The organism is Streptomyces sp. bgisy159 (assembly GCF_057707805.1).
The window spans coordinates 351046-375207 of sequence record NZ_JBYIQX010000002.1 but is presented as its reverse complement, the minus strand read 5'-3'; the positions used below and the strand labels follow the sequence as shown (position 1 = coordinate 375207).

Annotated in this window: 23 protein-coding genes and 1 pseudogene; 19 read left to right on the top strand and 5 right to left on the bottom strand. The window is 72.5% G+C overall.

Going from position 1 to position 24162, the window contains the following annotated elements:
• The first annotated feature begins 128 nt into the window (after positions 1–128).
• The gene (locus tag AC3ET3_RS03835; RefSeq protein WP_432134342.1) at positions 129–305 is read left to right on the top strand and encodes a hypothetical protein; all 177 of its coding nucleotides are present in this window, start codon (positions 129–131) and stop codon (positions 303–305) included.
• Between the two features lie 48 nt (positions 306–353).
• Positions 354–2261, top strand: coding sequence for a sensor histidine kinase (locus AC3ET3_RS03830; protein ID WP_432134341.1), 1908 nt, complete (start codon positions 354–356; stop codon positions 2259–2261).
• 75 nt (positions 2262–2336) lie between these two features.
• On the opposite strand, the gene AC3ET3_RS03825 is transcribed toward AC3ET3_RS03830, so the two are convergent.
• Positions 2337–2651: a PLD nuclease N-terminal domain-containing protein gene (locus AC3ET3_RS03825; RefSeq protein WP_432134340.1), complete on the bottom strand. Its 315-nt coding sequence runs from the start codon at positions 2649–2651 to the stop codon at positions 2337–2339.
• Between the two features lie 87 nt (positions 2652–2738).
• On the opposite strand from AC3ET3_RS03825, the gene AC3ET3_RS03820 reads away from it, so the two are divergent.
• From AC3ET3_RS03820 to AC3ET3_RS03765, 12 genes and pseudogenes are all read left to right on the top strand, one after another.
• Complete coding sequence (locus AC3ET3_RS03820) at positions 2739–4190, top strand: menaquinone biosynthesis decarboxylase (RefSeq protein ID WP_432134339.1); 1452 nt, start codon at positions 2739–2741, stop codon at positions 4188–4190.
• On the top strand, positions 4187–5089 hold the full coding sequence (gene mqnP, locus AC3ET3_RS03815) for a menaquinone biosynthesis prenyltransferase MqnP (RefSeq protein ID WP_432134338.1): 903 nt from the start codon (positions 4187–4189) through the stop codon (positions 5087–5089). Before AC3ET3_RS03820 ends, mqnP begins: the two co-directional genes overlap by 4 nt.
• 22 nt (positions 5090–5111) lie before the next feature.
• Positions 5112–5378, top strand: a complete 267-nt coding sequence (locus AC3ET3_RS03810) for a PDDEXK family nuclease (protein WP_432134337.1) — start codon at positions 5112–5114, stop codon at positions 5376–5378.
• Between the two features lie 55 nt (positions 5379–5433).
• Positions 5434–6093 (top strand): UbiX family flavin prenyltransferase, encoded by a 660-nt coding sequence (locus tag AC3ET3_RS03805; RefSeq protein WP_435611630.1) that lies wholly within the window; start codon positions 5434–5436, stop codon positions 6091–6093.
• Between the two features lie 82 nt (positions 6094–6175).
• The gene (locus AC3ET3_RS03800; protein WP_432134336.1) at positions 6176–6631 is read left to right on the top strand and encodes an Lrp/AsnC family transcriptional regulator; all 456 of its coding nucleotides are present in this window, start codon (positions 6176–6178) and stop codon (positions 6629–6631) included.
• A 53-nt stretch (positions 6632–6684) separates the two neighbouring features.
• Entirely contained in the window at positions 6685–7848 is a 1164-nt protein-coding gene (gene mqnE, locus AC3ET3_RS03795; protein WP_435611610.1) for an aminofutalosine synthase MqnE, read from the top strand.
• A gap of 78 nt (positions 7849–7926) precedes the next feature.
• Positions 7927–8579, top strand: a pseudogene (locus AC3ET3_RS03790) (UdgX family uracil-DNA binding protein).
• Between the two features lie 16 nt (positions 8580–8595).
• Entirely contained in the window at positions 8596–9120 is a 525-nt protein-coding gene (locus AC3ET3_RS03785; protein WP_432134334.1) for a GNAT family N-acetyltransferase, read from the top strand.
• A 98-nt stretch (positions 9121–9218) separates the two neighbouring features.
• A complete protein-coding gene (locus AC3ET3_RS03780) occupies positions 9219–9518 on the top strand; it encodes a DUF4229 domain-containing protein (protein WP_432134411.1) in 300 nt (99 codons plus the stop codon).
• Positions 9519–9677: 159 nt separating this feature from the next.
• Entirely contained in the window at positions 9678–11387 is a 1710-nt protein-coding gene (locus AC3ET3_RS03775) for an SPFH domain-containing protein (protein ID WP_432134333.1), read from the top strand.
• Positions 11384–12715 (top strand): SPFH domain-containing protein, encoded by a 1332-nt coding sequence (locus AC3ET3_RS03770; RefSeq protein ID WP_435611609.1) that lies wholly within the window; start codon positions 11384–11386, stop codon positions 12713–12715. The genes AC3ET3_RS03775 and AC3ET3_RS03770 overlap by 4 nt, the downstream gene beginning before the upstream one ends.
• A 69-nt stretch (positions 12716–12784) precedes the next feature.
• Entirely contained in the window at positions 12785–13435 is a 651-nt protein-coding gene (locus AC3ET3_RS03765; RefSeq protein WP_435611608.1) for a TetR/AcrR family transcriptional regulator, read from the top strand.
• Here AC3ET3_RS03765 and AC3ET3_RS03760 read toward each other — a convergent pair.
• Positions 13422–14258 (bottom strand): MaoC/PaaZ C-terminal domain-containing protein, encoded by an 837-nt coding sequence (locus AC3ET3_RS03760; protein ID WP_435611607.1) that lies wholly within the window; start codon positions 14256–14258, stop codon positions 13422–13424. The genes AC3ET3_RS03765 and AC3ET3_RS03760 overlap by 14 nt on opposite strands.
• Positions 14259–14595: 337 nt before the next feature.
• On the opposite strand from AC3ET3_RS03760, the gene AC3ET3_RS03755 reads away from it, so the two are divergent.
• Positions 14596–16569, top strand: coding sequence for an AMP-dependent synthetase/ligase (locus AC3ET3_RS03755; protein WP_435611606.1), 1974 nt, complete (start codon positions 14596–14598; stop codon positions 16567–16569).
• Here the strand turns inward: AC3ET3_RS03755 and AC3ET3_RS03750 are convergent.
• The 3 genes from AC3ET3_RS03750 to AC3ET3_RS03740 all read right to left on the bottom strand — a co-directional run bounded on the left by AC3ET3_RS03750 (position 16551) and on the right by AC3ET3_RS03740 (position 18653).
• Positions 16551–17477: a LysR family transcriptional regulator gene (locus AC3ET3_RS03750; protein WP_432134328.1), complete on the bottom strand. Its 927-nt coding sequence runs from the start codon at positions 17475–17477 to the stop codon at positions 16551–16553. The genes AC3ET3_RS03755 and AC3ET3_RS03750 overlap by 19 nt on opposite strands.
• A 171-nt stretch (positions 17478–17648) precedes the next feature.
• Entirely contained in the window at positions 17649–18293 is a 645-nt protein-coding gene (locus tag AC3ET3_RS03745) for a class I SAM-dependent DNA methyltransferase (protein ID WP_432134327.1), read from the bottom strand.
• 156 nt (positions 18294–18449) lie between these two features.
• Positions 18450–18653 carry a cold-shock protein gene (locus tag AC3ET3_RS03740; RefSeq protein WP_004984723.1) on the bottom strand — a complete coding sequence of 68 codons (204 nt, stop codon included), beginning with the start codon at positions 18651–18653 and terminating at the stop codon, positions 18450–18452.
• Positions 18654–19028: 375 nt separating this feature from the next.
• On the opposite strand from AC3ET3_RS03740, the gene AC3ET3_RS03735 reads away from it, so the two are divergent.
• The 4 genes from AC3ET3_RS03735 to mqnC all read left to right on the top strand — a co-directional run bounded on the left by AC3ET3_RS03735 (position 19029) and on the right by mqnC (position 24159).
• A complete protein-coding gene (locus tag AC3ET3_RS03735; RefSeq protein WP_432134326.1) occupies positions 19029–19877 on the top strand; it encodes a menaquinone biosynthetic enzyme MqnA/MqnD family protein in 849 nt (282 codons plus the stop codon).
• Between the two features lie 84 nt (positions 19878–19961).
• Positions 19962–21935, top strand: a complete 1974-nt coding sequence (locus AC3ET3_RS03730; RefSeq protein WP_435611605.1) for a serine/threonine-protein kinase — start codon at positions 19962–19964, stop codon at positions 21933–21935.
• Positions 21936–22113: 178 nt separating this feature from the next.
• Positions 22114–22869, top strand: coding sequence for a prepilin peptidase (locus AC3ET3_RS03725; RefSeq protein WP_432134324.1), 756 nt, complete (start codon positions 22114–22116; stop codon positions 22867–22869).
• Positions 22870–22947: 78 nt separating this feature from the next.
• Positions 22948–24159 (top strand): cyclic dehypoxanthinyl futalosine synthase, encoded by a 1212-nt coding sequence (mqnC, locus tag AC3ET3_RS03720; RefSeq protein ID WP_432134323.1) that lies wholly within the window; start codon positions 22948–22950, stop codon positions 24157–24159.
• Positions 24160–24162: the final 3 nt, after the last annotated feature.

Below are 24162 nucleotides of genomic sequence, written 5' to 3'. Positions count from 1 at the left end.
TCCGCGATCCCGCCACCGCGGCGAGACCACCGTTTCCACCTGCGGAAACGGTGGTGTTTCCGTTCCGCAACGCCCCGGGGCCGCCGCACGCTTGTGGTCCGAGCCGTCGACGGAACACAGGAGTTGCCGTGCACCACCCGTTGCTGACCATGCGATCGGCCCTGATCTTCCTGCTCGCGATCCTCTGCGGGATCGCGGCGGGCGTCCTGACCGGCCTCGCCGGGGCGGAGACCGCCCGGGCCGTACTCGCCGGAGCCGCCGGCTTCGGCCTCGCCGTGCCCTTCTTCGACCACCTCATCGACTGAACGGACGACCGGCGGCGGCGCGGAAGTGGAAGGAGGAGCCGCGAAGTGATGGGAGCCTATGGGGGCGAAGCGGACGGAGAGGCGGGGCGATCAGTGGGCCAGCGGCACGAGTTCGGCGATGTGGAGCGGCTCAAGGGCTTCCAGGATCCGCGGTCCGATCTCTCCCCGGAGACCCGGGACCTGGTTCTCGCGCTCCGCGGCCTGTTCGAGGCGACCGGCCTCAGCCTGCGCGCCTTCGCCGCCACCCACCACTTCAGCGCGCCCAGTGTCTCCCGCTACCTCAAGGGCGACCGCATCCCCGACAAGCAGTTCCTCGACGTGCTGATGAAGTCGGCCTGCCGCCGCAACGGCCGCCAGGTCACCGCCGAGTTACAGGCCCACCTCTACCAGCGCCACCGTGACGCCCTGCTCAGCGACAACCCCGCCCGCTACCGCGAGCAGATGGCCGGCGACCGCCTGGAGGACGCCGTTCTCGAACGGGAACAGGCCGAGCTGCGCATCCGCGACCTGGAGGGCGAGCTGACCGGTCACCGACGGCAGCTGGACGAACTCCGCGAGCGCCTGCGGCAGATCGGGACGGAGAGCGCCGAGGAGCGCCCGCAACAGGGCGCCGCACTCGATCCGCACCGCAGGCAGGCCGACCTGGAAGCGCGCTGCGACCGCCTGCAGGCCACCGTCGAGGAACTGGAGGCCGAACTCGCCGAGGCCGTACGGGAACGCGACGCGGCCCGGGCCCGCTGCGCCGAACTCGAGGCGGAACTCGCCGTCGCCGAGGAGGCCGCGGAACGCGAGCGGCTGGAACGGCTGGTCGCCGAAGAACGGTTGCGCGAGGCGCGGGCGGCGGACACCGCCGACCGGCACCGCGCCGACCTCGACCACGCCCGCCGGGAGGCCGAGCAGGTGCGCCGGGCCGCCGAACGGGAGGCCGCCGAGCGGCGCGAGGCGGCCGAGGCCCAGGCCAGGGAGATCATCGAGGAGGCCAACCACCGGGTCGCGCGGATACGGCCCGCGGTGGTCAGCCGGTCCACCGCGCTGCGGCGGCTGAGGAGCGTGGCGCTCGAAGCCGCCGACGAGGCGCTGCCCCGGCTGGCCGCCCAGCTGGCGGGGTCCGATCCGGGCGAGGTGGAACTCAGCGTGCGGCCGTTCGGCGTCCACGCCAAGGACGAGATCGGGGATCTCGCCCGCGCCTTCGACCGGCTGCTGCGCGAGGCGGTGAGGCTGCTCGGCGAGCAGGCCGGGCATCGGCTCGGCCTGCTCGCCGTCCACGCCGACCTGGCCCGCCGCAACCAGGCTCTCCTCACCGCCCAGCTCACCCTGCTCACCGACCTGCAGACCCATGAGACCGACCCGGACCAGCTGGAGAAGCTGTTCCGCCTCGACCACCTCGCCATCCGGATGCGCCGCAACAGCGAGAACCTGCTGACGCTGATCGGCCATGAGCCCGCCCGCCGCTTCGACGGTCCGGTCCCGCTGGTCGACGTGGTGCGCGCCGCCGCCTCCGAGGTCGAGGACTACGAGCGGATCGAACTGGCCGGATCGGCGGCGGCCGAGGTCGTCGGCGGGGCCGTGACCGACATCGTGCACCTGCTGGCGGAACTGCTGGAGAACGCCACGGTGTTCTCACCTCCGCACACCACGGTGCGGGTGCAAACCGCCCGGCTGCACGACGGCCGGGTCCTGGTCGAGATCCGTGACCGGGGGCTCGGCCTGTCCGCCATGGACTTCGCGGACCTCAACCACCGTCTGGGGACCCCGCCGTCGGCCGCCGACCCGGCGGGGCGGCTGGGCCTGTACGTGGTCGGCCGCCTCGCCGCCCGGCGCGGTGTCCGCGTGCAGTTGCGGCCCGACGGCGGTGAGACCGTCGCGCTGGTCATACTGCCGGCCGACCTCGTCGCGGGTGCGGCCTGGACGGGCGAGGAGGGCTTCGACGCCGAGAACGTCGCGGCGGCCCCCTGAGCCGCCGCCCGGGCCGGGCGCGCGAAGGAGCGCCGCCCGGCCCGGGCCCGCGAAAGAGCCTGACCGGCCGTCGCCCTAACCGTCGCCCTTGTCCTTGTCCCGGTCCTCGTCGTCCAGGGACTTCAGGAACTCGGGGTTGTCGTCCGGGGCCACCCAGCGCGGGCGGTCCTGGCCGGCGGTGCGCAGGCCCGTCCAGCCGTCGGCGGCCGGGCTGCGCCGCTTGCCGGCGATCAGCCAGGAGATCGACCCGACCAGCGGGAACAGCAGCACGAGGATCGCCCACAGCGGCTTGGGCATGTGGCGGACGTCCTCGTCCTTCGTGCTGATGCAGTCGATGAACGCGTACACGCTCAACGCCAGTGGCACGAGAAACATCAGCACCCGGAGCATGAGCCTCTCCAGCGAAGCGATTGTCGGGACCGGGGGCACGGCCCCCAGGTACAGGGCAAGGGTAGCCGCTCGGGGATACTGGACCGCATGGCTTACGACGATCTTCGCTCCCTGCTCAGGGCACTGGAACGTGAAGGCGACCTCAAGCGCGTCAAGGCGGAGGTCGACCCGTACCTGGAGGTCGGGGAGATCGTCGACCGGGTGCAGAAGTCCGGCGGCCCGGCGCTGCTCTTCGAGAACGTCAAGGGCTCCGCGATGCCCCTCGCGATGAACGTCTTCGGCACCGACCGCCGCCTGCTGAAGGCGCTCGGCCTGAAGTCGTACGCGGAGATCTCCGAGAGGATCGGCGGGCTGCTGCGGCCGGAGCTGCCGCACGGGTTCGTCGGGGTGCGCGAGGCGTTCGGGAAGCTCGGGGCGATGGCCCACGTCCCGCCGAAGAAGGTCAAGGAGGCGCCGGTGCAGGAGGTCGTCCTGCACGGTGACGACGTCGACCTGGACCGGCTGCCCGCGCTGTTCACCTGGCCGAAGGACGGCGGCTCCTTCTTCAACCTGGGGCTCACCCACACCAAGGACCCGGAGACCGGGATCCGCAACCTCGGGCTGTACCGCCTCCAGCGCCACGACCGGCGCACCATCGGCATGCACTGGCAGATCCACAAGGACAGCCGCAACCACTACCAGGTGGCCGCGCGGCGCGGCGAGCGGCTGCCGGTCGCGATCGCCTTCGGCTGCCCGCCCGCCGTGACGTACGCCTCCACCGCGCCCCTGCCCGGCGACATCGACGAGTACCTGTTCGCCGGGTTCGTCGCGGGCAAGCGGATCGAGATGGTCGACTGCAGGACCGTGCCGCTTCAGGTCCCGGCGCAGGCGGAGGTCGTGCTGGAGGGGTGGCTGGAACCCGGCGAGATGCTGCCGGAGGGCCCCTTCGGCGACCACACCGGCTTCTACACTCCGCAGGAACCGTTCCCCGCTCTCACGATCGACTGTGTGACGATGCGCCGCCGCCCGCTGCTGCAGTCGATCGTCGTGGGCCGGCCGCCGACGGAGGACGGCCCGCTGGGCCGGGCGACGGAGCGTTTCTTCCTGCCCCTGCTGAAGATCATCGTCCCGGACATCGTGGACTACCACCTGCCGGAGGCGGGCGGCTTCCACAACTGCGCGATCGTCTCGATCGACAAGAAGTACCCCAAGCACGCGCAGAAGGTGATGCACGCGGTCTGGGGCGCGCACATGATGTCGCTGACCAAGCTGATCGTGGTCGTCGACTCCGACTGCGACGTCCACGACCTGCACGAGGTCGCCTGGCGGGCCCTCGGCAACACCGACTACGCCCGGGACCTGACCGTGGTCGAGGGTCCCGTCGACCATCTCGACCACGCCTCCTACCAGCAGTTCTGGGGCGGCAAGGCGGGCATCGACGCGACGCGCAAGTGGCCCGAGGAGGGCTACACCCGTGACGGCGGCTGGCCCGACATGGTGGAGTCGGATCCCGGTACGGCGGCCCTGGTGGACCGCCGCTGGAAGGAGTACGGGCTGTGACCAGCGCTTCCGCGGCGGTCCCGCAGCCGGGACGCACCAAGGCGTTCCTGCGCCTGGTGATGATCGAGCACTCGGTCTTCGCGCTGCCCTTCGCCTACATCGCCGCGCTCACCGCCATGTTCGAGCTGGACCGGAACGTCCACTGGGGCCGGCTGCTGCTCGTCACCGTCTGCATGGTGGGTCTGCGGACCTTCGCGATGGCCGTCAACCGGATCATCGACCGGGAGATCGACGCCCGCAATCCGCGCACGGCGCAGCGGGAGCTGGTCACCGGCGCGGTGTCGGTGCGGCACGCGTGGACGGGCGCGCTGATCGCCCTGGTGGTCTTCCTGGGCGCGGCGGCGCTGCTGAACCCGCTCTGCCTGGCGCTGGCGCCGGTCGCGGTGGTCCCGATGGTGGTCTACCCGTACGGCAAGCGGTTCACGAACTTCCCGCAGGCCATCCTCGGGTTCGCGCAGGCGATGGGTCCCGTCGGCGGCTGGCTCGCGATCACCGGGACGTGGTCCTGGGAGGCCGTGGTCCTGGGGCTCGCGGTGGGCGTCTGGATCGGCGGCTTCGACCTGATCTACGCCTGCCAGGACGTCGAGACCGACCGGGAGATCGGCGTCATGTCGGTGCCGGCCCGCTTCGGGGTCCCGGCGGCCGTGTGGGGCGCCCGGGTGTGCCACACGATCACCACGGCGCTGTTCGTCTGGTACGCGCTGGTCACGGACGCCGGCGCGTTCCTCTGGCTGGGCCTGGCGATCGTGGCCGGCGCGTTCGTGTACGAGCACTCCATCGTCCGTCCGCACGACCTGTCCCGGGTGAACCGGGCGTTCTTCAGCGTCAACGGGTTCATCGGCATTGCCCTTTTCGTGTGCGCCTTGCTCGACCTGTCGGTCCGTGGTCTGACCGTCTGAACACGGTGCGGCCTACCATCGGGTGCAGGATTCCAGGGAGGCCGCCATTGGCCGCCGCGACTACGAGGTCAAGCCCCGCTGGTACGCCGCCCGGGGCATCGCCGACTACCTGATCCTCGACCCGCTCAAGGGCCATGCCGTGACCATGTGGAATCCCGGCGCCGAGGGCTACCTGGGGCGGGACACCATCGCGTACGGGCCGGAGCTGACCGTGGAGTCCCCGCTCGGCAAGCTCACGGTCGACACGGGCCGGCTGCCGGTCGACCCCGAGGCGCCCGGCCGCTCCTGAGCCGCTCCCGCTCCACCGGTACGCTCAAGACGTGAACGCAGGAGAATCGCAGCGCGTGCCTTGGATCGTGGGGGTTTCCGGGGCGTCCGGGACGCCGTATGCCGCCGCGGTGCTGCGTGCCCTGCTCGCGGCCGGGGAGAGCGTGGACCTGGTGGTCAGCCGGGCCTCGCGGCTCACGCTCGTCGACGAGACGGGGATCTCCTTCCGGGACGCGCACTGGCGCGACGACCTGGCCGAATGGCTCTCCCGGGGGGCCGACGGCAAACCGGGGGTCTACGACACCGACCTCGCCCGGGTGCGCTACTGGACCGCCGGCGACCTGGCCGCGGGCCCCTCCTCGGGGTCGTACGCGGCCCGCGGGATGATCATCGTGCCGGCTTCGACGGCCTGTGTCGCCGGTGTCGCCCTCGGACTGTCGAAGGACCTGCTGCAGCGCGCGGCGAGCGTCACGCTCAAGGAGCGGCGGCCCTTGGTCGTCGCCGTGCGGGAGACGCCGCTGACCGGCCAGACCCTGCGCCACCTGGTCACCCTGGACGACGCGGGCGCGCGGGTCGTGCCCACCTCGCCCGGTTTCTACGCGGGTGCGACCCACCTGCAGGACCTGGTCGACTTCGTCGCGGGGCGGGTCCTCGACGCGGCGGGCGTCGAGCACGATCTGTACCGGCGGTGGAGGGGCGAGCTGGGCGGCGGCACCGGGGACGCCGTGGGCGACTAGACGCCGGGGGCGGCCGGCGGCACTCCGCCCCACTTCAGGACTTCAGGACTTCAGGAACTTTCAGCGGAAGGCTTCGAATCGCATGGACGCCGTGGACAGGCAGCTCATCCAGGCCCTGAGGGAGAACGGCCGGGCCTCGTACGCGGAGCTGGGACGCCTTGTCGGCCTGTCGGGGCCCAGCGTCACCGACCGCATCAACCGGCTGGAGGCGGCCGGTGTGATCACCGGCTACCGGGCCACCGTGGACGCCGCCTCGCTCGGCCTCGGGGTCACCGCGCTCATCGGCATCTCGCTGTCCGACGCCACCGACCACGAGGACGTGGCCCTGCGTCTGAAGGACCTCTCCGAGATCGAGGACTGCTGGTTCATCGCGGGCGACGACTCGTACATGCTCAAGGTGCGCGCGGCCGACGTGGACGGCCTGGAGAAGATCATCCGGCGGCTGTCGGGCACCAAGGGCGTCTCCCGCACCCGTACCACGATCGTGCTCAGCACCAAGTGGGAGAACCGGGTCGGGGAGCTGCCCGACGAGGTCTGACCCCGCGGGCGTACGGTCGTTTTCAGCAGTGTGTCTCAGAAAGAGGTATCGGCATGGACGTCGGGCTCAAGCGCGAGCTGGAGGAGAAGGTCCGCTCCGGTGAGCGGCTGACCCGCGAGGACGGCATCGCGCTGTACGAGTCGGACGATCTGGCGTGGCTGGGCGGCCTGGCCCACGAGGTGCGCACCCGCAAGAACGGCGACGTCGTGCACTTCAACGTCAACCGCCACCTGAACATGACGAACGTGTGCACGGCGTCCTGCGCGTACTGCTCCTTCCAGCGCAAGCCGGGGGAGAAGGACGCGTACACGATGCGCATCGAGGAGGCCGTCAGGCTGGCCAAGGCGATGGAGTCGGAGAACCTGACCGAGCTGCACATCGTCAACGGCCTGCACCCGAACCTGCCGTGGCGGTACTACCCGAGGTCCCTGCGGGAACTGAAGGCGGCCCTGCCGGACGTGTCGCTGAAGGCGTTCACGGCGACGGAGATCCACCACTTCGAGACGATCTCCGGGCTGAGCGCGAGCGAGATCCTCGACGAGCTGATCGACGCCGGTCTGGAGTCGCTGACCGGCGGCGGCGCCGAGATCTTCGACTGGGAGGTCCGGCAGCACATCGTCGACCACCGCACCCACTGGGAGGACTGGTCCCGGATCCACCGGCTGGCGCACGAGAAGGGGCTGAAGACCCCGTCCACCATGCTGTACGGGCACATCGAGGAGCCCCGTCACCGCGTGGACCACGTGCTGCGCCTGCGGGAGCTCCAGGACGAGACCGGCGGCTTCCAGGTCTTCATCCCGCTGCGCTACCAGCACGACTTCGTGGACATGAAGGACGGCAAGGTCCGCAACCGCCTCCAGGCGCGGACCCGGATGGCGACCGGCGCCGAGGCGCTGAAGACCTTCGCGGTGTCCCGGCTGTTGTTCGACAACGTCCCGCACGTCAAGGTGTTCTGGGTGATGCACGGCGTCCAGACCGCCCAGCTGGCACTGCAGCACGGCGCCGACGACATGGACGGCTCGGTCGTCGAGTACAAGATCACCCACGACGCGGACAACTACGGCACGCCGAACAAGCTGACCCGTGAGGACCTGCTGGAGCTGATCCGCGACGCGGGCTTCCGGCCGGTGGAGCGCAACACGCGCTACGAGATCATCCGGGAGTACGAGGGCCCGGACCCGGCGCGCCGGGAGACGCCGCAGCCGATGCGGGTCTGACCGGTTCGCCGTCCGGCGCGGGCGGGCGGGGGCTGTTCGCGCGGTTCCCCGCGCCTCCGGCGCGGGTACTCGGGCCGTATGCCCACCGAGGCCCCCGAGGACCGCGACACCGCCGCGCCCTTCGTCCCCGAGCGCGGTGGGCTCGCCGCGCTGCGGGAAGCGCCGCCGGATGCCGGGGCTGCCCCCTGTACGGGCCCGCCACGCAGACCGTCTTCGGCGCCGGGGACGCGCGTGCGCGCGTGATGCTCGTCGGGGAGCAGCCCGGAGACCAGGAGGACCGCCGGGGCGAGCCGTTCGTGGGCCCCGCCGGGAAGCTGCTGGACCGGGCCCTGTCGGACGCCGGGGCCGACCCGGCCCGGGCGTACGTCACCAACGCGGTGAAGCACTTCAAGTTCACCCGGGCAGAGCCCGGCAAGCGCCGGATCCACAGGGCGCCCACCCTGCGCGAGATGACGGCGTGCGGGCCCTGGCTGGCCGCCGAGCCGGCCGTGGAGGAGCCGGAGTCGATCGTGGTGCTGGGCGCGACCGCCGGCAAGGCGCTGCTCGGATCGTCGTTCCGGGTGGGGCGGGTGCGTGGCACGGTGCTGGAGGAGGAGATCCACGGGCGGCCGGAGAAGCTGGTGCCGACCGTGCACCCCTCGTCCGTGCTGCGGGCTCGGGACGCCGACCGCCGGGCGGCCTACGACGGGCTGGTCGGCGACCTGAGGGTCGCGGCCCGCCGGCTGGCGTAATGCGTACGATGGCCCAGTGTCCCTTACCTTCACTCTGGACCCCGCGGTCACGCCCGACCTGCGTGACGGCATCCTCGACCTGTGGGCGGACGTGTCCGACGCGGGCGGGGCCGTCGGCTTCGTGCCCCCGGTGACCCGGGAGGCGATCCGGCCGGCGCTGGTGCAGCATCTCGTGGCGATGGCGGAGGGGAGAGCGCGGCTTCTGGTCGGGCGGGACACGGACGGGCGGGTCGCCGCCACCGGCTTCTTCACCTTCAACACCCACCGGCTGATGACCCACTGGGTGTGGCTGTACACGGTGATGGTGCACCCCCGCCACCAGGGCCGGGGGTACGGGCGGGACCTGCTGGCCGCCGCCGAGGACGCGGCCCGCGCGTTCGACGGCATCGAGGCGATCCGGCTGACCTGCCGGGGCGGGCTCGGTCTGGAGCGGTTCTACGGCGCCTGCGGTTACAAGGAGGTCGGCCGGGTGCCGGACGCCATCCGGCTCGGGCCGGGCGAGTACCGCGACGACGTGATGATGCTGCTGCCGCTGACCTGACCCACCCCCTGCCAAGATCGGGCCCCGGTCGTGCTTCACTGGACAGTGCCCCCTTTCTCGGGATGTTCCGACCGTTGACGACGGAAGAGTGGATAGAGATGCTCCGCTACACACTGATGCGCCTCGGTATCTTCGTGGGCTGCTTCGTGGTCGTCTGGGGTCTCGTCTACTCCGGGATCGTGCCGCGCGGTCTCGGCGAGTCCAACGGCATGTGGGTCCTGCTGCTGTCGCTGGTGATCTCCGCGCCCATCAGCTTCGTGGTGCTGCGCGGGGAGCGCGACCGGGCCTCCGAGCAGATCGTCCGCAAGGTCGACACCGTCAAGGCCAACCTGGAGGCGAACCGCAGCCAGGAGGACCTGGCCGACGACGCGGCGCGCACCCAGGGGCAGACCTCCTAGGACACCGCCCCCTGCGGTCGCTGCCGTGTCCCGGCAGTGATACCTGCCGGTAACTGTCCAGACCCGGCACTTACCCTTGTCCGGATCCATGGTGTGGAATGACCGAATCCACGCCGACCGAAGCCGGTGGGACCGGCATCCGTACAGCAAGGGGGAACCGTGGCACGAACGCGGGCGCAGAGCCTACGGCGCGTCGCCGAAGCCGTCGCATCCGGCACGGATCCGCGGACGGCAGCGCAGGACGAACTGCTGCGCCAGACCGGACGGGGGACGCGCACCGGGGCCGCCCGGGACGCCGCGGGCGAGGGCGGCGAGGCGCACCGGACGCAGGAAGAGGGCATCGATCCCGCCGACTTCCCGGCCGCCCGGGAACAGGGCGGTTCCATAGCCACCGTCATGGCGCAGAAGACCGTCCCGCTGGACGAGGCCGGTGAGGCGCTCGGCCGCAGCGAGCAGGTGCGCGAGGGCGGCGAGTCCGTGCACGCCATCTGCCCGATGGTGATCCCCAAGGGCCGCTCGCTGCTGTCCATGCTGCCGGTGCTGATGCTGCTGGTGCTGGGCACGATCGGCGCGTCCGTGGTGGGCGCGGCCGGTGACGGCGTCCTCACCAACCCCCTGTTCGGGGTGCACTACTGGATCATCGCCGCGCTCGCGGTCGCCTTCGTGTGGTGGCGGCAGGGCATGGTGATGGTGCCGGAGGGCTCCCAGGCGATGATCACCCGGTTCGGCAAGCTGGAGAAGGTCGTCGGCCCGGGCCGCGTGGTGCTGCTGAGCCCGTGGAAGCGGGTGTCGTACATCGTCAACACCACCCGTGAGTACCCGTTCAACGCGCCGGTGCGGGAGGCCCCGACCAAGGGCGGCGTGAAGGCGTCGATCGACCTGTTCATCCAGTTCCGGATCAGCGACCCGACCGAGTTCGTGTACACGCTGGGCGCGGTGCGCGGCTTCGAGGAGAAGCTCAGCAACGCCGTCAGCGAGACCATCCGCAGCCTGATCTACGAGCAGGAGGCGGCCGGCATCTACGACATGGTCGGCGAGGACACCGGCCGGCTGCTGGAGCAGCTCAACCAGCAGTTCCGCCCGGCCGTCGAGCTGACCAACGCCAACATCACCCACGCCGAACCCTCCGACCAGCGCTACCGCATGGACCTCGCGGCGCCCGAGATGGTGCGCGTCGCCAAGGAGGCGTACACCCACGAGTACGCGCTGCAGCTGCGCAAGGAGCAGGACGAGGGCGACCTCACCCGCGAACTCGCGTCCAGCCAGGAGACGCTGTCCGCGATCCAGGCCGACATCGCCCAGTACCAGGCGCAGATGGACACCGCCGTGGAGCGCGAGACCAACCGCGCCCACGCGCTCGCCCGCCAGCGCTATGTGCAGGCCGAGTCGGAGGCCAAGGCCAACGCCGCCCTGCTGGAGGCGCAGGCCCTCGACATCCGCGCGGTCACCGCGGCCGAGGCCCCGGAGATCCTGGAGTACCGCTACCAACAGCAGGTCCTGGACACCCTGGAGGAGGTCGCCGACCACCTGCCCCGCCTGGTGCGGATCGGCGCGGCCGACGGTGCCGGCGGAGCCGGCATCGACTTCCTGGAGCTGGCCCGCGAACTGGTCGGCGAACGCGGCACGGAACTGTTCACCGACGCGGACATGGCCGCCGTACGGGCCCGGCTGGCGGAGGTCTCCGAGCGGATCGCGGCACGCGAGGACGAGATCGGCGCGCTGCTGGCCGCCGACCGGCCGACCGTGCCCCAGGTGCCGGACACCGGCACGGTCCCAGGCACGGCCACGGGCACAGGCACAGCTACGGGCACAGGCACGGGCACGGACACAGCCGAAGCGACCGACGTCTCCGAGGAGGCCGACCAGTGAGCACCGCCCGTACGAACCGCCGGTCGGTCATCTCCGAGGCCGTCGCGCCCTGGAGCGACATCGCGCGCCTGCTGCGCGGCGGCGAGGCCGACACCCTGATCCCGGTCATCATCCCCCGTCACCGGCGCCGCCTGTGGTGGATGCTGCCGCTGTGGCTCGGCGGCTACGCGCTGCTGTCGGGCGTGATGCTGTCGCTGGCCGAGGCGGACTCCGACTCGGCCGCCGGGGACCTCGCCTACGGCGCCCTGGCCGCTCTCTCCTACGTCGTTGGCGTGGTGCTGCTGCTGATCGGCGGGCTGTGGTGGTGGCGCTCCTCGATCGTCGAGATCGAGCAGGGCACCCACGGCGTGCTGACCCGCTACGGCGCCGTGACCCGCACCCTGGACGCCGGCCGCCACTACCTGTGGCACCCGTGGTCCCGGGTCGACTTCGTGGTCGACACGGCCACCGAGATCCCGTACTCGGCGCCGGTCATGGCCTGTCCCACGCAGGAGAACGTCCCCCTGCGCTCCATCGAGTTCTTCCTGAAGTTCCGCATCACCGACGCCGTGCTGTTCGTGCGGACCATCGGCGCCGGCAACTTCGACCTGGTGCTCTCCAGCGCCGTCCAGGACGCCATCCGCCAGCGGGCCCGCAAGATGCGCACCGAGCGCGCCTACGACCTGCGCGGCTCCGACGTCGCCGACATGCAGGAGCTGCTCAACCGCCAGCTGTCCGGCTACGGCGTGCGGATCACCGGCAGCAACATCCCGGACGTCCAGCTGCCGACGCAGTACCAGCAGCACCTGGCCACCCGGGAGCGGGTCGCCAAGGAGCGCGAGGCGTACGAGCAGGAGTGGGGCCTGATCCGCAAGCGCCGGATCGACCAGCTCGGCATGGACATCGAACGCGCCAAGAAGGTGCGCGACGCCCGCATCGTCGAGGTCAAGGCGGCCCTGAACCGGGCCCGCGAGGAGGTCGCCCAGCTGCTGGAGCAGCAGGAGACCAACGCGCAGCGGGTGCGGTTCGAGATCGAGACGCGCGGCCGCAGCGGCCTGATCGCCGCCGAGAACGAGGCCCGCGCCCAGCGCGCCCTGGCCAAGGCGTACCGCGACAACCGGGCCGTCCTGCAGTACGAACTCGCCCGTCGCCGCCTGGAGGTGGGTGCCCGGCTCGCGGGCCGTGCCCCGCAGCCGGTGGTGGTGCGCACCGACGGCACGGGCGGCGACACCTCCGCCCTGTCCACGCTGCTCACCGCCCAGTTGCTGCCCCGGCTGACGGCCCTGCCGGCCGTCGACGGCATCGCGCGCCAGGACGGTCACGGGGCCTACGAGGGCGCCGGGGAATAGGGCGCGGGTCGGCCATCGCGGTCGTCCGGGCCGGGTGGGAAGTCCCGCCCGGCCCGTAGGCTGAACGGCATGGGTGCCGTGAAGACCAAGCGGATGCCGCGCGCCGTCCGTGAGCAGCAGATGCTGGACGCCGCCGTGCGGACCTTCGGGCAACGGGGGTACATGGCGGCCTCCATGGACGAGATCGCCGAACTGGCCGGTGTGTCCAAGCCGTTGGTGTACCTGTACCTGAACTCCAAGGAGGACCTGTTCACCGCCTGCATCCGGCGGGAGGCGGCGGCCCTCGTCGGCGCGGTGCGCTCCGGGGTCCGCACCGACACCCCCGCCGACCGCCAACTCTGGGACGGGCTGCGGGCGTTCTTCGCGCACACCGCCCGCCACCCGGACGCCTGGTCGGTGCTGCACCTCCAGGCGCGCACCCACGGCGAGCCGTTCGCCGGCGAGGTGGCCGCCATGCGGGCGGAGATCGTCGCGTTCGTCACCCAGCTGATCCTCGCCGCCGCCCGCGCCGCCCACCGCGACCCCGATCTGCCCGAGGGCGAGGTCGCCGGGCTCGCCGAGGCCCTGGTCGGCGCCGCCGAGTCCCTGGCCACCTGGGCCAACGCCACCGAGGGCGTCACGGCCCGGCAGGCGGCGGCGACCCTGATGAACTTCTCCTGGGCCGGCCTGGGCAACCTGATGGACGGCCGGTCCTGGTCCCCGCCGGCTACCCCGGAGTGACCCGTCCTCGTACGTGGGTGCGGCCCGTCGGCCCGCGCAGCTCGAACCGTCCCGCGCCGTCGGCCCCGTACACCACCGTGCCCGGCAGCAGGACCGGCGCCCGGAACTCGGCGTCGACGCGGACCGCCGTCGGGGTGCCGTGCGCGGCGAGGCAGCGGGCGGCCGTCCACATGCCGTGCGCGACGGCCCGCGGGAAGCCGAAGGGGCGGGCGGTGAGGGGATGCAGGTGGATGGGGTTGCGGTCGCCGGAGGCGGCGCCGTAGCGCCGCCCGGCGTCCCCGGCGAGGTGCCACTCGCCGAGCGCGGGCAGCGGGGCCTCCGGCTCCGGCCGGGGTTGCCGAGCGTGGTCCGTGCGGTGCCGGGCCAGATAGGTGCTCCGGGACTCCCAGACCAGCTGTCCGCCCGCGTCCCGCACCTCGGTCGTCACGGCGGCCTCGGTGCCGCGTCGGTGCGGCGCCAGCCCCGCCACGCGGACGGCGATCTCGTAGGTGCCCGTCGTCGTCAGCTCGGCGTGCCGGGTGATGCCGATCGAGGTGTGCACCAGCCCGAGCAGCGGTAGCGGGAAGTCGCGGCCGCTCATCAGCCGCATGGCCAGCGGGAAGCCGAGGACGTGCGGATAGGTGACCGGCAGCGCGTCCGCGCCGGCGGCGAAGCCGCACACCGTCTCGTACGCCGTCAGCCGGGCGAGGTCGATCCGCGCTCCGGTCAGCACCAGCGGCTCGCGCGGGAAGCCGGCGTCCGGGCGGGGCCGTTTGGCGGGGGAGAGCAGCGCCCCCCGGGCGAACAGCGGGGCGAGGGCGGGCGGCCGGGTGAGCGTCGGCATCCGGGTCACGCTCCCAGCAGGCTCTGGCCGCACACGCGGACGGGCATGGTCGTCTCCCCACTCGGTTGTTCACCCGGGAGTGCTTACTCAGGAGTGCTTACTCAGGAGTGCTTACTCCAGAGTAATGTTACCGAAGGTAAGCCGATGGGGCGGGGGGCGGGTCCCGGTGACCTGAGGGTCGCTCACGTAACCGCCAAGATTGCACAGCCCTGGCTCCGGACCCTCCCCGAACGCTCACAAACCCCACAGCTCAGGGTCGTACGATCCCCTACTAACCGCCGGTAACACCCTCTTCGGGGCGCCGGTGGTGAAACCTCGCAGCGCGAGGCACGTACGTATGCAGCAAGCAGTTCTTGCGGCGGCACGCCGCTGCACGCCCAGGGAGCCGCCCGTGTCCACCGCACACCCCGCCGCCGTCGGCGCTCCCGCCCCGACGGTCCCCGAGACCCGGCGACTGGACGGCGTCGTGCGCGAGGCGGCCGTCCCGCCGCTCGTGCACCCGGTCACCCACGGATCGCTCGCCGACCTGCCCTTCGAGAACGCCTCCGCCGCACCGGACGCCGTCGTCCTCGGTCGCAGGTGGCCCGACGGCACCTGGACCGACGTGACGGCGGAGCACTTCGCGGCCCAGGTGCTGGCGGTGGCCAAGGGACTGATAGCGGAGGGCCTGGCACCCGGCGACCGCATCGCCGTCATGGCGCGCACCACCTACGAGTGGACCCTGCTCGACTTCGCCGGCTGGGCGGCCGGCCTGGTCACCGTCCCCGTCTACCCGACCTCCTCCGTCTTCCAGACCCGCTGGATCCTCCAGGACTCCGGCGCGGTCGCCCTGGTCACCGAGACGACCGGCCAGGCGGCGGCCCTCGGCCCCGAACAGGACCGCCTGCCCGACCTGCGGCACGTGTGGGTGATGGAGAAGGGCCACGTGGAGCGCCTGGCGGAACTGGGCGCCGCCCGGGTGACCGACGGAGAGGTGACGGTTCGCCGCGGAGTCCTCGGCCCCGACACCCTCGCCACCCTCATCTACACCTCCGGCACCACCGGCCGCCCCAAGGGCTGCGCCCTCACGCACGGCAACTTCTTCGCGGAGGTCGACAACGCGATCGAACTGCTCTACCCGGTCTTCAAGTCGGACGGCCCCCGGGGCGACGACATCTCGATCCTCCTCTTCCTCCCGCTCTCCCACGTCTTCGGCCGCATGGTCGCCATCGCCTGCGTCCGCGCCGGGGTGCGGCTGGGCCACGCCCCCAGCCTGAAACCGGAGGACCTGCTGCCGGACCTCGCCGCCTTCCGGCCGACGTGTCTGCTGACCATCCCGTACATGCTGGAGAAGGTCTTCAACACGGCCCGTGCCCGAGCCGAGTCCGGCGGCCGGCTGGCCTCCTTCGACCGCGCGGCGTCGGTCGCGCGCCGCTACGGCGAGGCGGTGGAGGCCCGGAAGACGGGCACCGGACCGGGACCCGGTGCCGCCCTGCGCACCGCCCGCGCCTTCTACGACCCGCTGGTCTACCGCCGTATCCGCAACGCCATGGGCGGCCGTGTCCGCCACGCCATCTGCGGCGGCTCCCCGCTCGGCCGGCGCCTCGCCGCCTTCTACGCCGGCGCGGGCATCGACATCTACGAGGGGTACGGCCTGACCGAGACGACCGGTGCCGCCACGGTGACGCCCCCGCTGAAACCCCGCCTGGGAACGGTGGGCTGGCCCCTGCCCGGCACCCGGGTGCGCATCGCGGCGGACGGCGAGATCCTCCTCGCCGGCGACCACGTGCTGCGCGGCTACTGGGACCCGGCGGCCGGCGGAGTCGTCCCCGCCACCCGCGACGGCTGGCTGGCCACCGGCGACCTGGGTGAACTGGACGACGAGGGTTATCTGACCATCACCGGCCGCAAGAAGGAGATGATCATCACGGCGGGCGGCAAGAGCGTGGCCCCGGCGCCCCTGGAGAACTGGCTCCGCTCACACCCCCTGATCTCCCAGGCCATGGTCCTCGGCGACGGCCGCCCCTACGTCGCCGCCCTGCTCACCCTCGACCCCGACGGCCTGACGCACTGGCGCCAGATGAACGGCAAGCACCCGGTCCCCGTGGAACTGCTCCTCGACGACCCCGATCTGCACGCGGTCCTCCAGCGTGCCGTCGACGAGGCCAACAAGCTGGTCTCCCGCCCCGAGTCGATCCGCCGCTTCGCCGTCCTGCCCGCCGACTTCACCGAGTCGGCCGGCCATCTCACCCCCTCGATGAAGCTCCGCCGGCCCCAGATCCTCCAGGACTTCGCCGCCACCGTGGAATCCCTTTACCCCCCGTCCGTCTGACCCGCCCCGTCCGCCTGACCCTCCCCGCGCCGCCACCGGGCGACCGTGTCCGCGAAGGCCCGGGCCGGCGGGCTCAGGGCGTCCCAGCGGCGGACCGCCCAGCCGACGGGCAGGGGACGCAGTCCGCGGACGGGCACGAGACGCAGGTCGCCGGTGCCGGGGGCGGGCAGCCGGGAGAGCGCCGGCACCACCGCCCTGCCCACGCCCAGCTCGGCCAGCAGCAGAGCCGTGTCCCAGTCGGCGACGCTCGTGTCGTGGGACAGCCGGACGCCCGACTCCGCGCACGCGGACTCCAGGTGGGCGGCCGAGGCGGAGTTCGGCGGGAGGCGGATCAGCCGGACGCCGGCCAGCTCCCCGGGGTCCACCTCGGTCCGGGCCGCGAGGGGGTCGTCCGCCCGGACCGCGAGCACCCAGGGCAGCTCCACCACCGCCCGCTGCTCGATCCCCCGCACCGGCGGCCCGAGCGTGACCCACGCCAGGTCCAGCGTGCCGTCGGCCAGTGCGTCGAAGCTGCCTCGGCCCGAGCTGACCGTCCGGAACTCCAGGCTGACCTTCGGATGGCGGCGCCGGTACGCGACCAGCGCGTCCGACATGAAGTGCCGCACGGTCGTCGCCCCGGTCGCCACCCGGACGTACCCGCTCGTGCCGTCCACCAGGTCCCGCAACTGCCGTACGGCGTCGTCGAGTCCGGCGATGCCCTCCGCCGCGGCGGCCTCCAGCACCCGGCCGGCCCCGGTGGGCGCGACACCCCTCGGCCGGCGTTCCAGCAGGGCGACACCCGTCTCCCGCTCCAGCCGCCGCACGTGCTGACTGACCGCCGACTGCGTACAGCCCAGCTCCCGGGCCACGGCGCTCAGGCTTCCCGCCCGGCACACGGCCACGAACACACGGAGGTCGTCCAGAGTCATGATCCCCAAGCTAACACTTGGAGGTTGCGACCAATCCTTAGGATTGACTGCCCCCCGACGCCTGCGTGAAGATCTCCTCGGGCCCAGGGCGGCAACCCGCTCCCACCGCGCCGGCGCGGATCGGGGAGCGGGTGCCGACCCGCCGACGACACCGGTCCGACTGCCGGGCCCTCACGCCCTGCGGGCGATCAGGTACGCCTGGGGCACCTGTTCGCCCAGCTCCGGGTCCGGTTCGCGGACGGTCCGGGAGTGGAGGGCGAAGCCGGCCCGCATGAGCAGCCCGGCGATCGTCTCGGGGCGGCGGCGCTCGAAGTCCAGGGCGACGGGGTGGCCCCAGGGCCGGTCGTGGCGGCGCGGCCGGTCGCCGACCTGGAAGGCGATGAGCAGGTGACCGCCGGGGGCGAGGACGCGGTGGAAGCCCGCGAAGAGCGCCGGAAGCCCGGAAAGCGGCGTGTGGATCGAGGAGTACCAGGACACCACTCCGTCCAGCGAGCCGCCGGGCAGGTCCAGCTCCTGCATCGAGCCCTGCTCGAACCGCAGCCCCGGGTGCTCTCGGCGGGCCACGGCGAGCATCCCCGCCGACAGGTCCAGCCCGAACACGTCCAGGCCCAGCGCGTGCAGACGGGCGGTGACCCAGCCCGGCCCGCAGCCGAGGTCGGCCACCTTCCCGCCGGCGCCGACCAGCTGCGCGAACAGCGACTGCATCGCCAGGTCCACGGGCAGGCGCGCGTACAGGTCGCGGAAGCGGTCGGCGTAGTCGTCGGCGACGGCGTCGTAGAAGGCGCGGGTCGCGGTGAGGAAGTCGGGAGCGGTCATGCCCGGCGACCCTAACGGCCGCCACCGACAACGCGCCGGGCCGGTTCGACGTGCCGGGACGGTCTCGTGCGGCAAAGGCAGGAGCCCCGTCGCCTTGCGGCGCGGGGCTCCTTGGGTACTGCTCTCAGACTGCGATCACGATGCCGTCGGCGGCGATCAGACCGGGGTGACGTTCTCCGCCTGCGGGCCCTTCGGGCCCTGGGTGACGTCGAAGCTCACCTGCTGGTTCTCTTCGAGGGAACGGAAACCCGTTGCGTTGATCGCGGAGTAGTGGACGAAGACGTCGGGGCCGCCGCCCTCCTGGGCGATGAAGCCAAAGCCCTTTTCGGCGTTGAACCACTTCACGGTTCCGGTAGCCATAAGCCCTCCTTGGGCTCACAAAGGGTTTGCCCTGCTCCAGAACCTGCAAGTGTGAAACGGTGCCGCACAACTGCATATGTCTGAAAACGACGAGAGCCCGCGGTTACATGCTCCGCAGGCTCTGTACTGCAAGGGAAACCAAACTGCAACTTGCGGCGAGCCTAGCATGTGGCCAGCCGAAAGCAATAGAGGTCAAGATCACTTCACTCGGATGTTTGAACGTCCGGAGCGTGCTTGACCCGGACGGCCGTCACAAGGTCGTCCGGGCGCCGTCCGGCCGTCACCCGGACGTCACCAAAGGGGTGCCGGACGATCGGCCGGGTGAGGGGAGGGGGCGGGGGCGGCAGCGTACCCGAAGGGGTTTAGTCTCGCGATGTGGACAATTCTCGCACTCGGCCGCGCGTCGGCCACATCCAGTTCCTGAACTGCCTGCCCCTTTACTGGGGGCTCGCGAGAACCGGCACCCTCCTCGACTTCCAGCTGACCAAGGACACCCCGGAGAAGCTCAGCGAGCTGCTGGTGCGCGGAGAGCTCGACGTCGCGCCGGTGACCCTGGTGGAGTTCCTGCGCCACGCGGACGAGCTGGTCGCCTTCCCGGACATCGCCGTCGGCTGCGACGGTCCGGTGATGAGCTGCGTGATCGTCTCCCAGGTGCCGCTGGAGCGGCTGGACGGCGCCCGCGTCGCCCTCGGCTCGACCTCCCGCACCTCGGTCCGTCTCGCTCAACTGCTGCTGGCCGAACGCTTCCACGTGCGGCCGGACTACTACACCTGCCCGCCCGACCTCAGCCTGATGATGCAGGAGGCCGAGGCCGCCGTACTCATCGGGGACGCCGCGCTGCGCGCCAACCTGCACGACGGCCCGCGCCTCGGGCTGGACGTGCACGACCTCGGGCAGCTGTGGAAGGAGTGGACGGGACTGCCGTTCGTCTTCGCGGTGTGGGCGGCGCGCCGGGACTACCTGGAGCGCGAGCCGGTCATCACCCGCAAGGTCCACGAGGCGTTCCTCGCCTCCCGCAACCTCTCCCTGCAGGAGGTCGGCAAGGTCGCCGAGCAGGCGGCCCGCTGGGAGGTGTTCGACGAGTCGGTCCTGGAGCGGTACTTCACGACCCTCGACTTCCGGTTCGGCGAGCCGCAGCTCGCGGCGGTGGCGGAGTTCGCCCGCCGCGTCGGCCCGACGACCGGCTTCCCCGCGGACGTGAACGTGGAACTGCTCCGGCCGTAACCTGCCTCTCAGACATGAGGGGCGCGCGGATGCCGGAAGGCGCGGTCGAGGCGCCACCGGAGCGTTGACGGGGGAGGGCACGCCATGCAGCCGCTCGGAGCGGACGAACCCACGGTAGTGGGGCCCTACCGGCTGCTCGGACGGCTCGGCGCCGGCGGGATGGGGCGCGTCTACCTCGGACGCAGCTCGGGCGGCCGCACGGTCGCGGTGAAGATCGTCCATCCGCACTTCGCGCTCGACGAGGAGTTCCGGGCCCGGTTCCGCCGTGAGGTGGAGGCGGCCCGCCGGGTGGGCGGCGCGTGGACGGCGCCGGTGCTGGACGCGGACCCGGAGGCACCAGTCCCCTGGGTCGCCACGGCGTACGCGGCCGGGCCCTCCCTCGCGGCGGCTGTCGCCACCCAGGGCGGGGCGCTGCCCGGCCACACGGTACGGGTGCTGGGAGCGGGCCTCGCCGAGGCGCTGGCCGCGGTCCACGGGCTCGGCCTGGTGCACCGGGACGTCAAGCCGTCCAACGTCCTGCTGACCGTCGACGGCCCGCTGCTGATCGACTTCGGTATCGCGCGGGCCATGGAGGGCACCGCCTCGCTCACCTCGACGGGCGTCTCGGTCGGCTCGCCCGGCTACATGGCCCCCGAGCAGATCCTCGGCAAGGGCGTCACCGGCGCCGCCGACGTCTTCTCGCTGGGGGCGGTGCTCGCGTACGCCGCCACCGGTGAGCCGCCGTTCCGCGGGGACACCTCGGCCGCGCTGCTGTACAAGGTCGTCCACGAGGAGCCCGAGCTGGGGGCCGGGCTGGGGGAGGGGCCGCTGCGGGAGGTCGTGCGCGGCTGCCTGGCCAAGGACCCGGCCGCCCGGCCGGCCCCGGACGAGGTGGCCCTGCGGCTCGCACCCGAGGGTGCCGCACGCCTGGTGTCGGCGGGCTGGCTGCCGGGGCCGCTGGTGGAGCGGCTGGGGCGGACGGCTGTGGAACTGCTCAATCTGGAGGGGACGGCGGGGGGTGCTTCCGGGGGCTCCGGGGGCTCCGGGGGTTCTGGGAGCTCCGGTGGGGCCGGCGGGGCCGGCGGTTCGGGCGGTTCCGGCGGTCCTGGCGGCTTCGGTGGTTCGGGCGGCTTCGGAGGTTCCGGGGTGGTCGGGTTCAGCGGGGTGGTCGTCGAGCGCGGCGCCGACGGAGCGGGGGGCTCCTCGGTGCGGCCGGGCGGCGCGGGGCAGTTCGGGCCGCCGCCGGTGATGCCGGCGCCGACGCACGAGGGTGCTGGGCCGGCGCCGACGCATGGGGCTCCTGGGCCGGCGTCGGCCCACGGAGGTGCGGAGCCGGGCTCGGGTGCCTCGCGGGGCCGGGGGCCGGCGTCGGGGGGCGGCCCGACCGTCGTACCCGGTGCCGTACCCGCCCCGCGGGACGCGCCGACGGCGTCCTCCCCGGGGCGGCCCGGCAAGCTGTCGGTCAGTGTCGCCGCGAGCGCCGCGCCCGGTGACGGCGGACGGGGGCGGCGGCTGAGCTGCACCGTCGCGCTGGCGGTCGCCGGCGCGTTCGCCGCGGTGACGATCGGCGCGGCGTTCGTCCTCGATCTGCTGCCGGGCGGGGACGACTCCAAGGACGTCTCGGCGGGCTCGAAGTCGCCCGTGCCCAGCCAGAGCCAGAGCCAGGATCCGGACCAGCAACCCGACCCGGGATCGGGCGGGGAGCAGGAGCCGAGCGCGGGGTCCGGCGTCCTGCCCGCGCGCTACGTCGGCACCTGGGAGGGTCAGGCGGCCGGGCTCGGCGGCACGTTGCCCATGGGCACCTTCCGGCTGACCGTGCACCGGGCCGAGGTGGGCCAGAAGCTCGGCGAACTGCGCCAGACCGACATCATCGGCGCGGTCTGCGTGGACCTGCTGACCCTGAAGCAGGTGACCGGGAAGGAGGTCGTCGCCACGTCGGTCGGCGCCCCGGACAACCACAAGGGCTGCAACCCCGAGCCGCACACCGTCCGGCTCACCCCGACCGGCGACGACCTGACGTACACGTCGGACAGCGCGGCGGAGGGCAACCCGGTGGCCCGCATGGCACGGGTCGAGTAGCGGCAGCCGAGGACGCCGGCGACCGCGGCGGACGGCCTGTCAGGTCCCGTCGCCCACGGCCCTGTCCGGTGCGGCACGCGCCGCGGGGCTCGGGACGGCTCCCTCCTCGGCGCCCCGCGGCCCCGCATCGGCCTCGCGGCCTCGTGGCCGGGCGGTGTCGCTCCCTAGGATCTCCCGCATGCTGAGCAGTCCGCCGAGCGAGGCGACGGTGAACGCGGCCGCCGCGCTGTGGGGCGCGGCGGCGGGGTCCCTGCTGCCGCGCGCCGTCTACCGGTTCTCCGTCCCGGCCGAGGAGGCGGACGAGGGGGCCGGCTGGCGGTCCGCCTGCCCGGCCGGACACCCGGTGCGCGGGTGGCTCGGCCGGGCCCGCTGCGACCCCTGCGGCACCGGCCTGACGGGCGGCGGCCCTCTCGTCGCCGCGGTCACCGCGCTGGTCTGCGCCGCCCTGGCCGCCGCCACGGGAACCCGGCCCGAACTGCTCGTCTGGCTGCTGCTGGCCCCGGCGGGGGTGCTGCTGGCGGTGGTGGACCTGCGGGTGCGGCGGCTGCCCGACCCGCTGACGCTGCCGCTGGCGGTCCTCGCCCCGGCCCTGCTCGGTGTGGCCGCGACGCTGCCGGAGCACGCCGGGCGGTGGACCACGGCACTGCTCGGCGGGCTCGCCCTCGGCGGCGGCTATCTGCTGCTGCACCTCCTCAACCCGGCCGGTCTGGCCTACGGCGACGTGAAGTTGTCGCTGGGCGTGGGCGCGGTGCTCGGCTGGTACGGCTGGGGGACGGTGATGCTCGGCACCTTCGCCGGCTTCCTGTTCGGCGCGCTGTACGGGGGCGTGCTCGTCGTGGCGCGCCGGGCGGGGCGCGGGACGGTGATCGCGTTCGGTCCGTTCCTGCTCGCGGGAGCGCTGGCGGGGCTGCTGGCGGGGGCGTACGCGGCCTGACGCGGGGTCGCCGACGGCGCTGGCGTAGGCTGGTCCGGTCCGTCCACAACCCTTACGAACCTTGCGAAGGGGACGCCGGTGACCGAGAAGGCCGACCTCACCTCCATTGACGTCACAGCCGTCCTCGAACGGGCCGCCGCGGGCGGACGGATCACCCCCGGGGAAGCGCTCGCCGTGTACCGCGACGCGCCCCTGCACGCGCTGGGCGCCGCCGCCGACGCCGTACGCCGCCGCAGGTACGCCGGGACCGAGCACATCGCGACGTACATCATCGAGCGGAACATCAACTACACCAACGTGTGTGTGACGGCGTGCAAGTTCTGCGCCTTCTACGCGCCGCCGAAGAGCGACAAGGGCTGGACGCGCGACCTGGACGACATCCTGCGCCGGTGCGCGGAGACCGTCGAGCTGGGCGGCACGCAGATCATGTTCCAGGGCGGTCACCACCCGGACTACGGCGTGGAGTACTACGAGCACCACTTCTCCGCCATCAAGAAGGAGTTCCCGCAGCTCGTCATCCACAGCCTGGGGGCGAGCGAGATCGAGCACATGGCGCGGATCTCCGGGGTGAGCGTGGAGGAGGCGATCCAGCGCATCCACGTGGCCGGGCTCGACTCGTTCGCGGGCGCCGGCGCCGAGCTGCTGCCCGAGCGGCCGCGCAAGGCGATCGCGCCGCTGAAGGAGTCCGGCGAGCGCTGGCTGGAGATCATGGAGACGGCGCACCGGCTGGGCGTGGAGTCCACCTCCACCATGCTGATGGGCACCGGTGAGACCAACGCCGAGCGCATCGAGCACCTGCGGATGATCCGGGACGTCCAGGACCGCACCGGCGGCTTCCGCGCCTTCATCCCGTACACCTACCAGCCCGAGAACAACCATCTGAAGGGCCGCACCCAGGCCACGATCTTCGAGTACCTGCGGATGATCGCCGTCGCCCGCCTCTTCCTCGACAACGTGGCCCACATCCAGGGCTCCTGGCTGACCACGGGCAAGGAGATCGGCCAGCTGTCGCTGCACTACGGCGCGGACGACCTCGGCTCGATCATGCTGGAGGAGAACGTCGTCTCCTCCGCCGGCGCCAAGCACCGCTCCAACCGGCTGGAGATCATCGACCTCATCCGCAGGGCGGGGCGCGTCCCGGCCCAGCGCGCGACGACGTACGAGCACCTGGTCGTGCACGACGACCCGGCGAACGACCCGGTCGACGACCGCGTCGTCTCCCACATCTCCTCGACGGCGATCGACGGCGGCACGGCTCACCCGGAGCTGAAGCTGCTCGCCTCCAACTGAGCC

Excerpts from the sequence above, each read along its gene's own strand:
- AC3ET3_RS03830 (WP_432134341.1), top strand. The coding sequence starts at position 354 with ATGGGAGCCTATGGGGGCGAAGCGGACGGAGAGGCGGGGCGATCAGTG.
- AC3ET3_RS03825 (WP_432134340.1), bottom strand. The coding sequence starts at position 2,651 with ATGCTCCGGGTGCTGATGTTTCTCGTGCCACTGGCGTTGAGCGTGTAC.
- AC3ET3_RS03820 (WP_432134339.1), top strand. The coding sequence starts at position 2,739 with ATGGCTTACGACGATCTTCGCTCCCTGCTCAGGGCACTGGAACGTGAA.
- AC3ET3_RS03800 (WP_432134336.1), top strand. The coding sequence starts at position 6,176 with ATGGACGCCGTGGACAGGCAGCTCATCCAGGCCCTGAGGGAGAACGGC.
- mqnE (WP_435611610.1), top strand. The coding sequence starts at position 6,685 with ATGGACGTCGGGCTCAAGCGCGAGCTGGAGGAGAAGGTCCGCTCCGGT.
- AC3ET3_RS03780 (WP_432134411.1), top strand. The coding sequence starts at position 9,219 with ATGCTCCGCTACACACTGATGCGCCTCGGTATCTTCGTGGGCTGCTTC.
- AC3ET3_RS03765 (WP_435611608.1), top strand. The coding sequence starts at position 12,785 with ATGGGTGCCGTGAAGACCAAGCGGATGCCGCGCGCCGTCCGTGAGCAG.
- AC3ET3_RS03760 (WP_435611607.1), bottom strand. The coding sequence starts at position 14,258 with ATGCCGACGCTCACCCGGCCGCCCGCCCTCGCCCCGCTGTTCGCCCGG.
- AC3ET3_RS03755 (WP_435611606.1), top strand. The coding sequence starts at position 14,596 with ATGCAGCAAGCAGTTCTTGCGGCGGCACGCCGCTGCACGCCCAGGGAG.
- AC3ET3_RS03750 (WP_432134328.1), bottom strand. The coding sequence starts at position 17,477 with ATGACTCTGGACGACCTCCGTGTGTTCGTGGCCGTGTGCCGGGCGGGA.
- AC3ET3_RS03745 (WP_432134327.1), bottom strand. The coding sequence starts at position 18,293 with ATGACCGCTCCCGACTTCCTCACCGCGACCCGCGCCTTCTACGACGCC.
- AC3ET3_RS03740 (WP_004984723.1), bottom strand. The coding sequence starts at position 18,653 with ATGGCTACCGGAACCGTGAAGTGGTTCAACGCCGAAAAGGGCTTTGGC.
- AC3ET3_RS03730 (WP_435611605.1), top strand. The coding sequence starts at position 19,962 with ATGCAGCCGCTCGGAGCGGACGAACCCACGGTAGTGGGGCCCTACCGG.
- AC3ET3_RS03725 (WP_432134324.1), top strand. The coding sequence starts at position 22,114 with ATGCTGAGCAGTCCGCCGAGCGAGGCGACGGTGAACGCGGCCGCCGCG.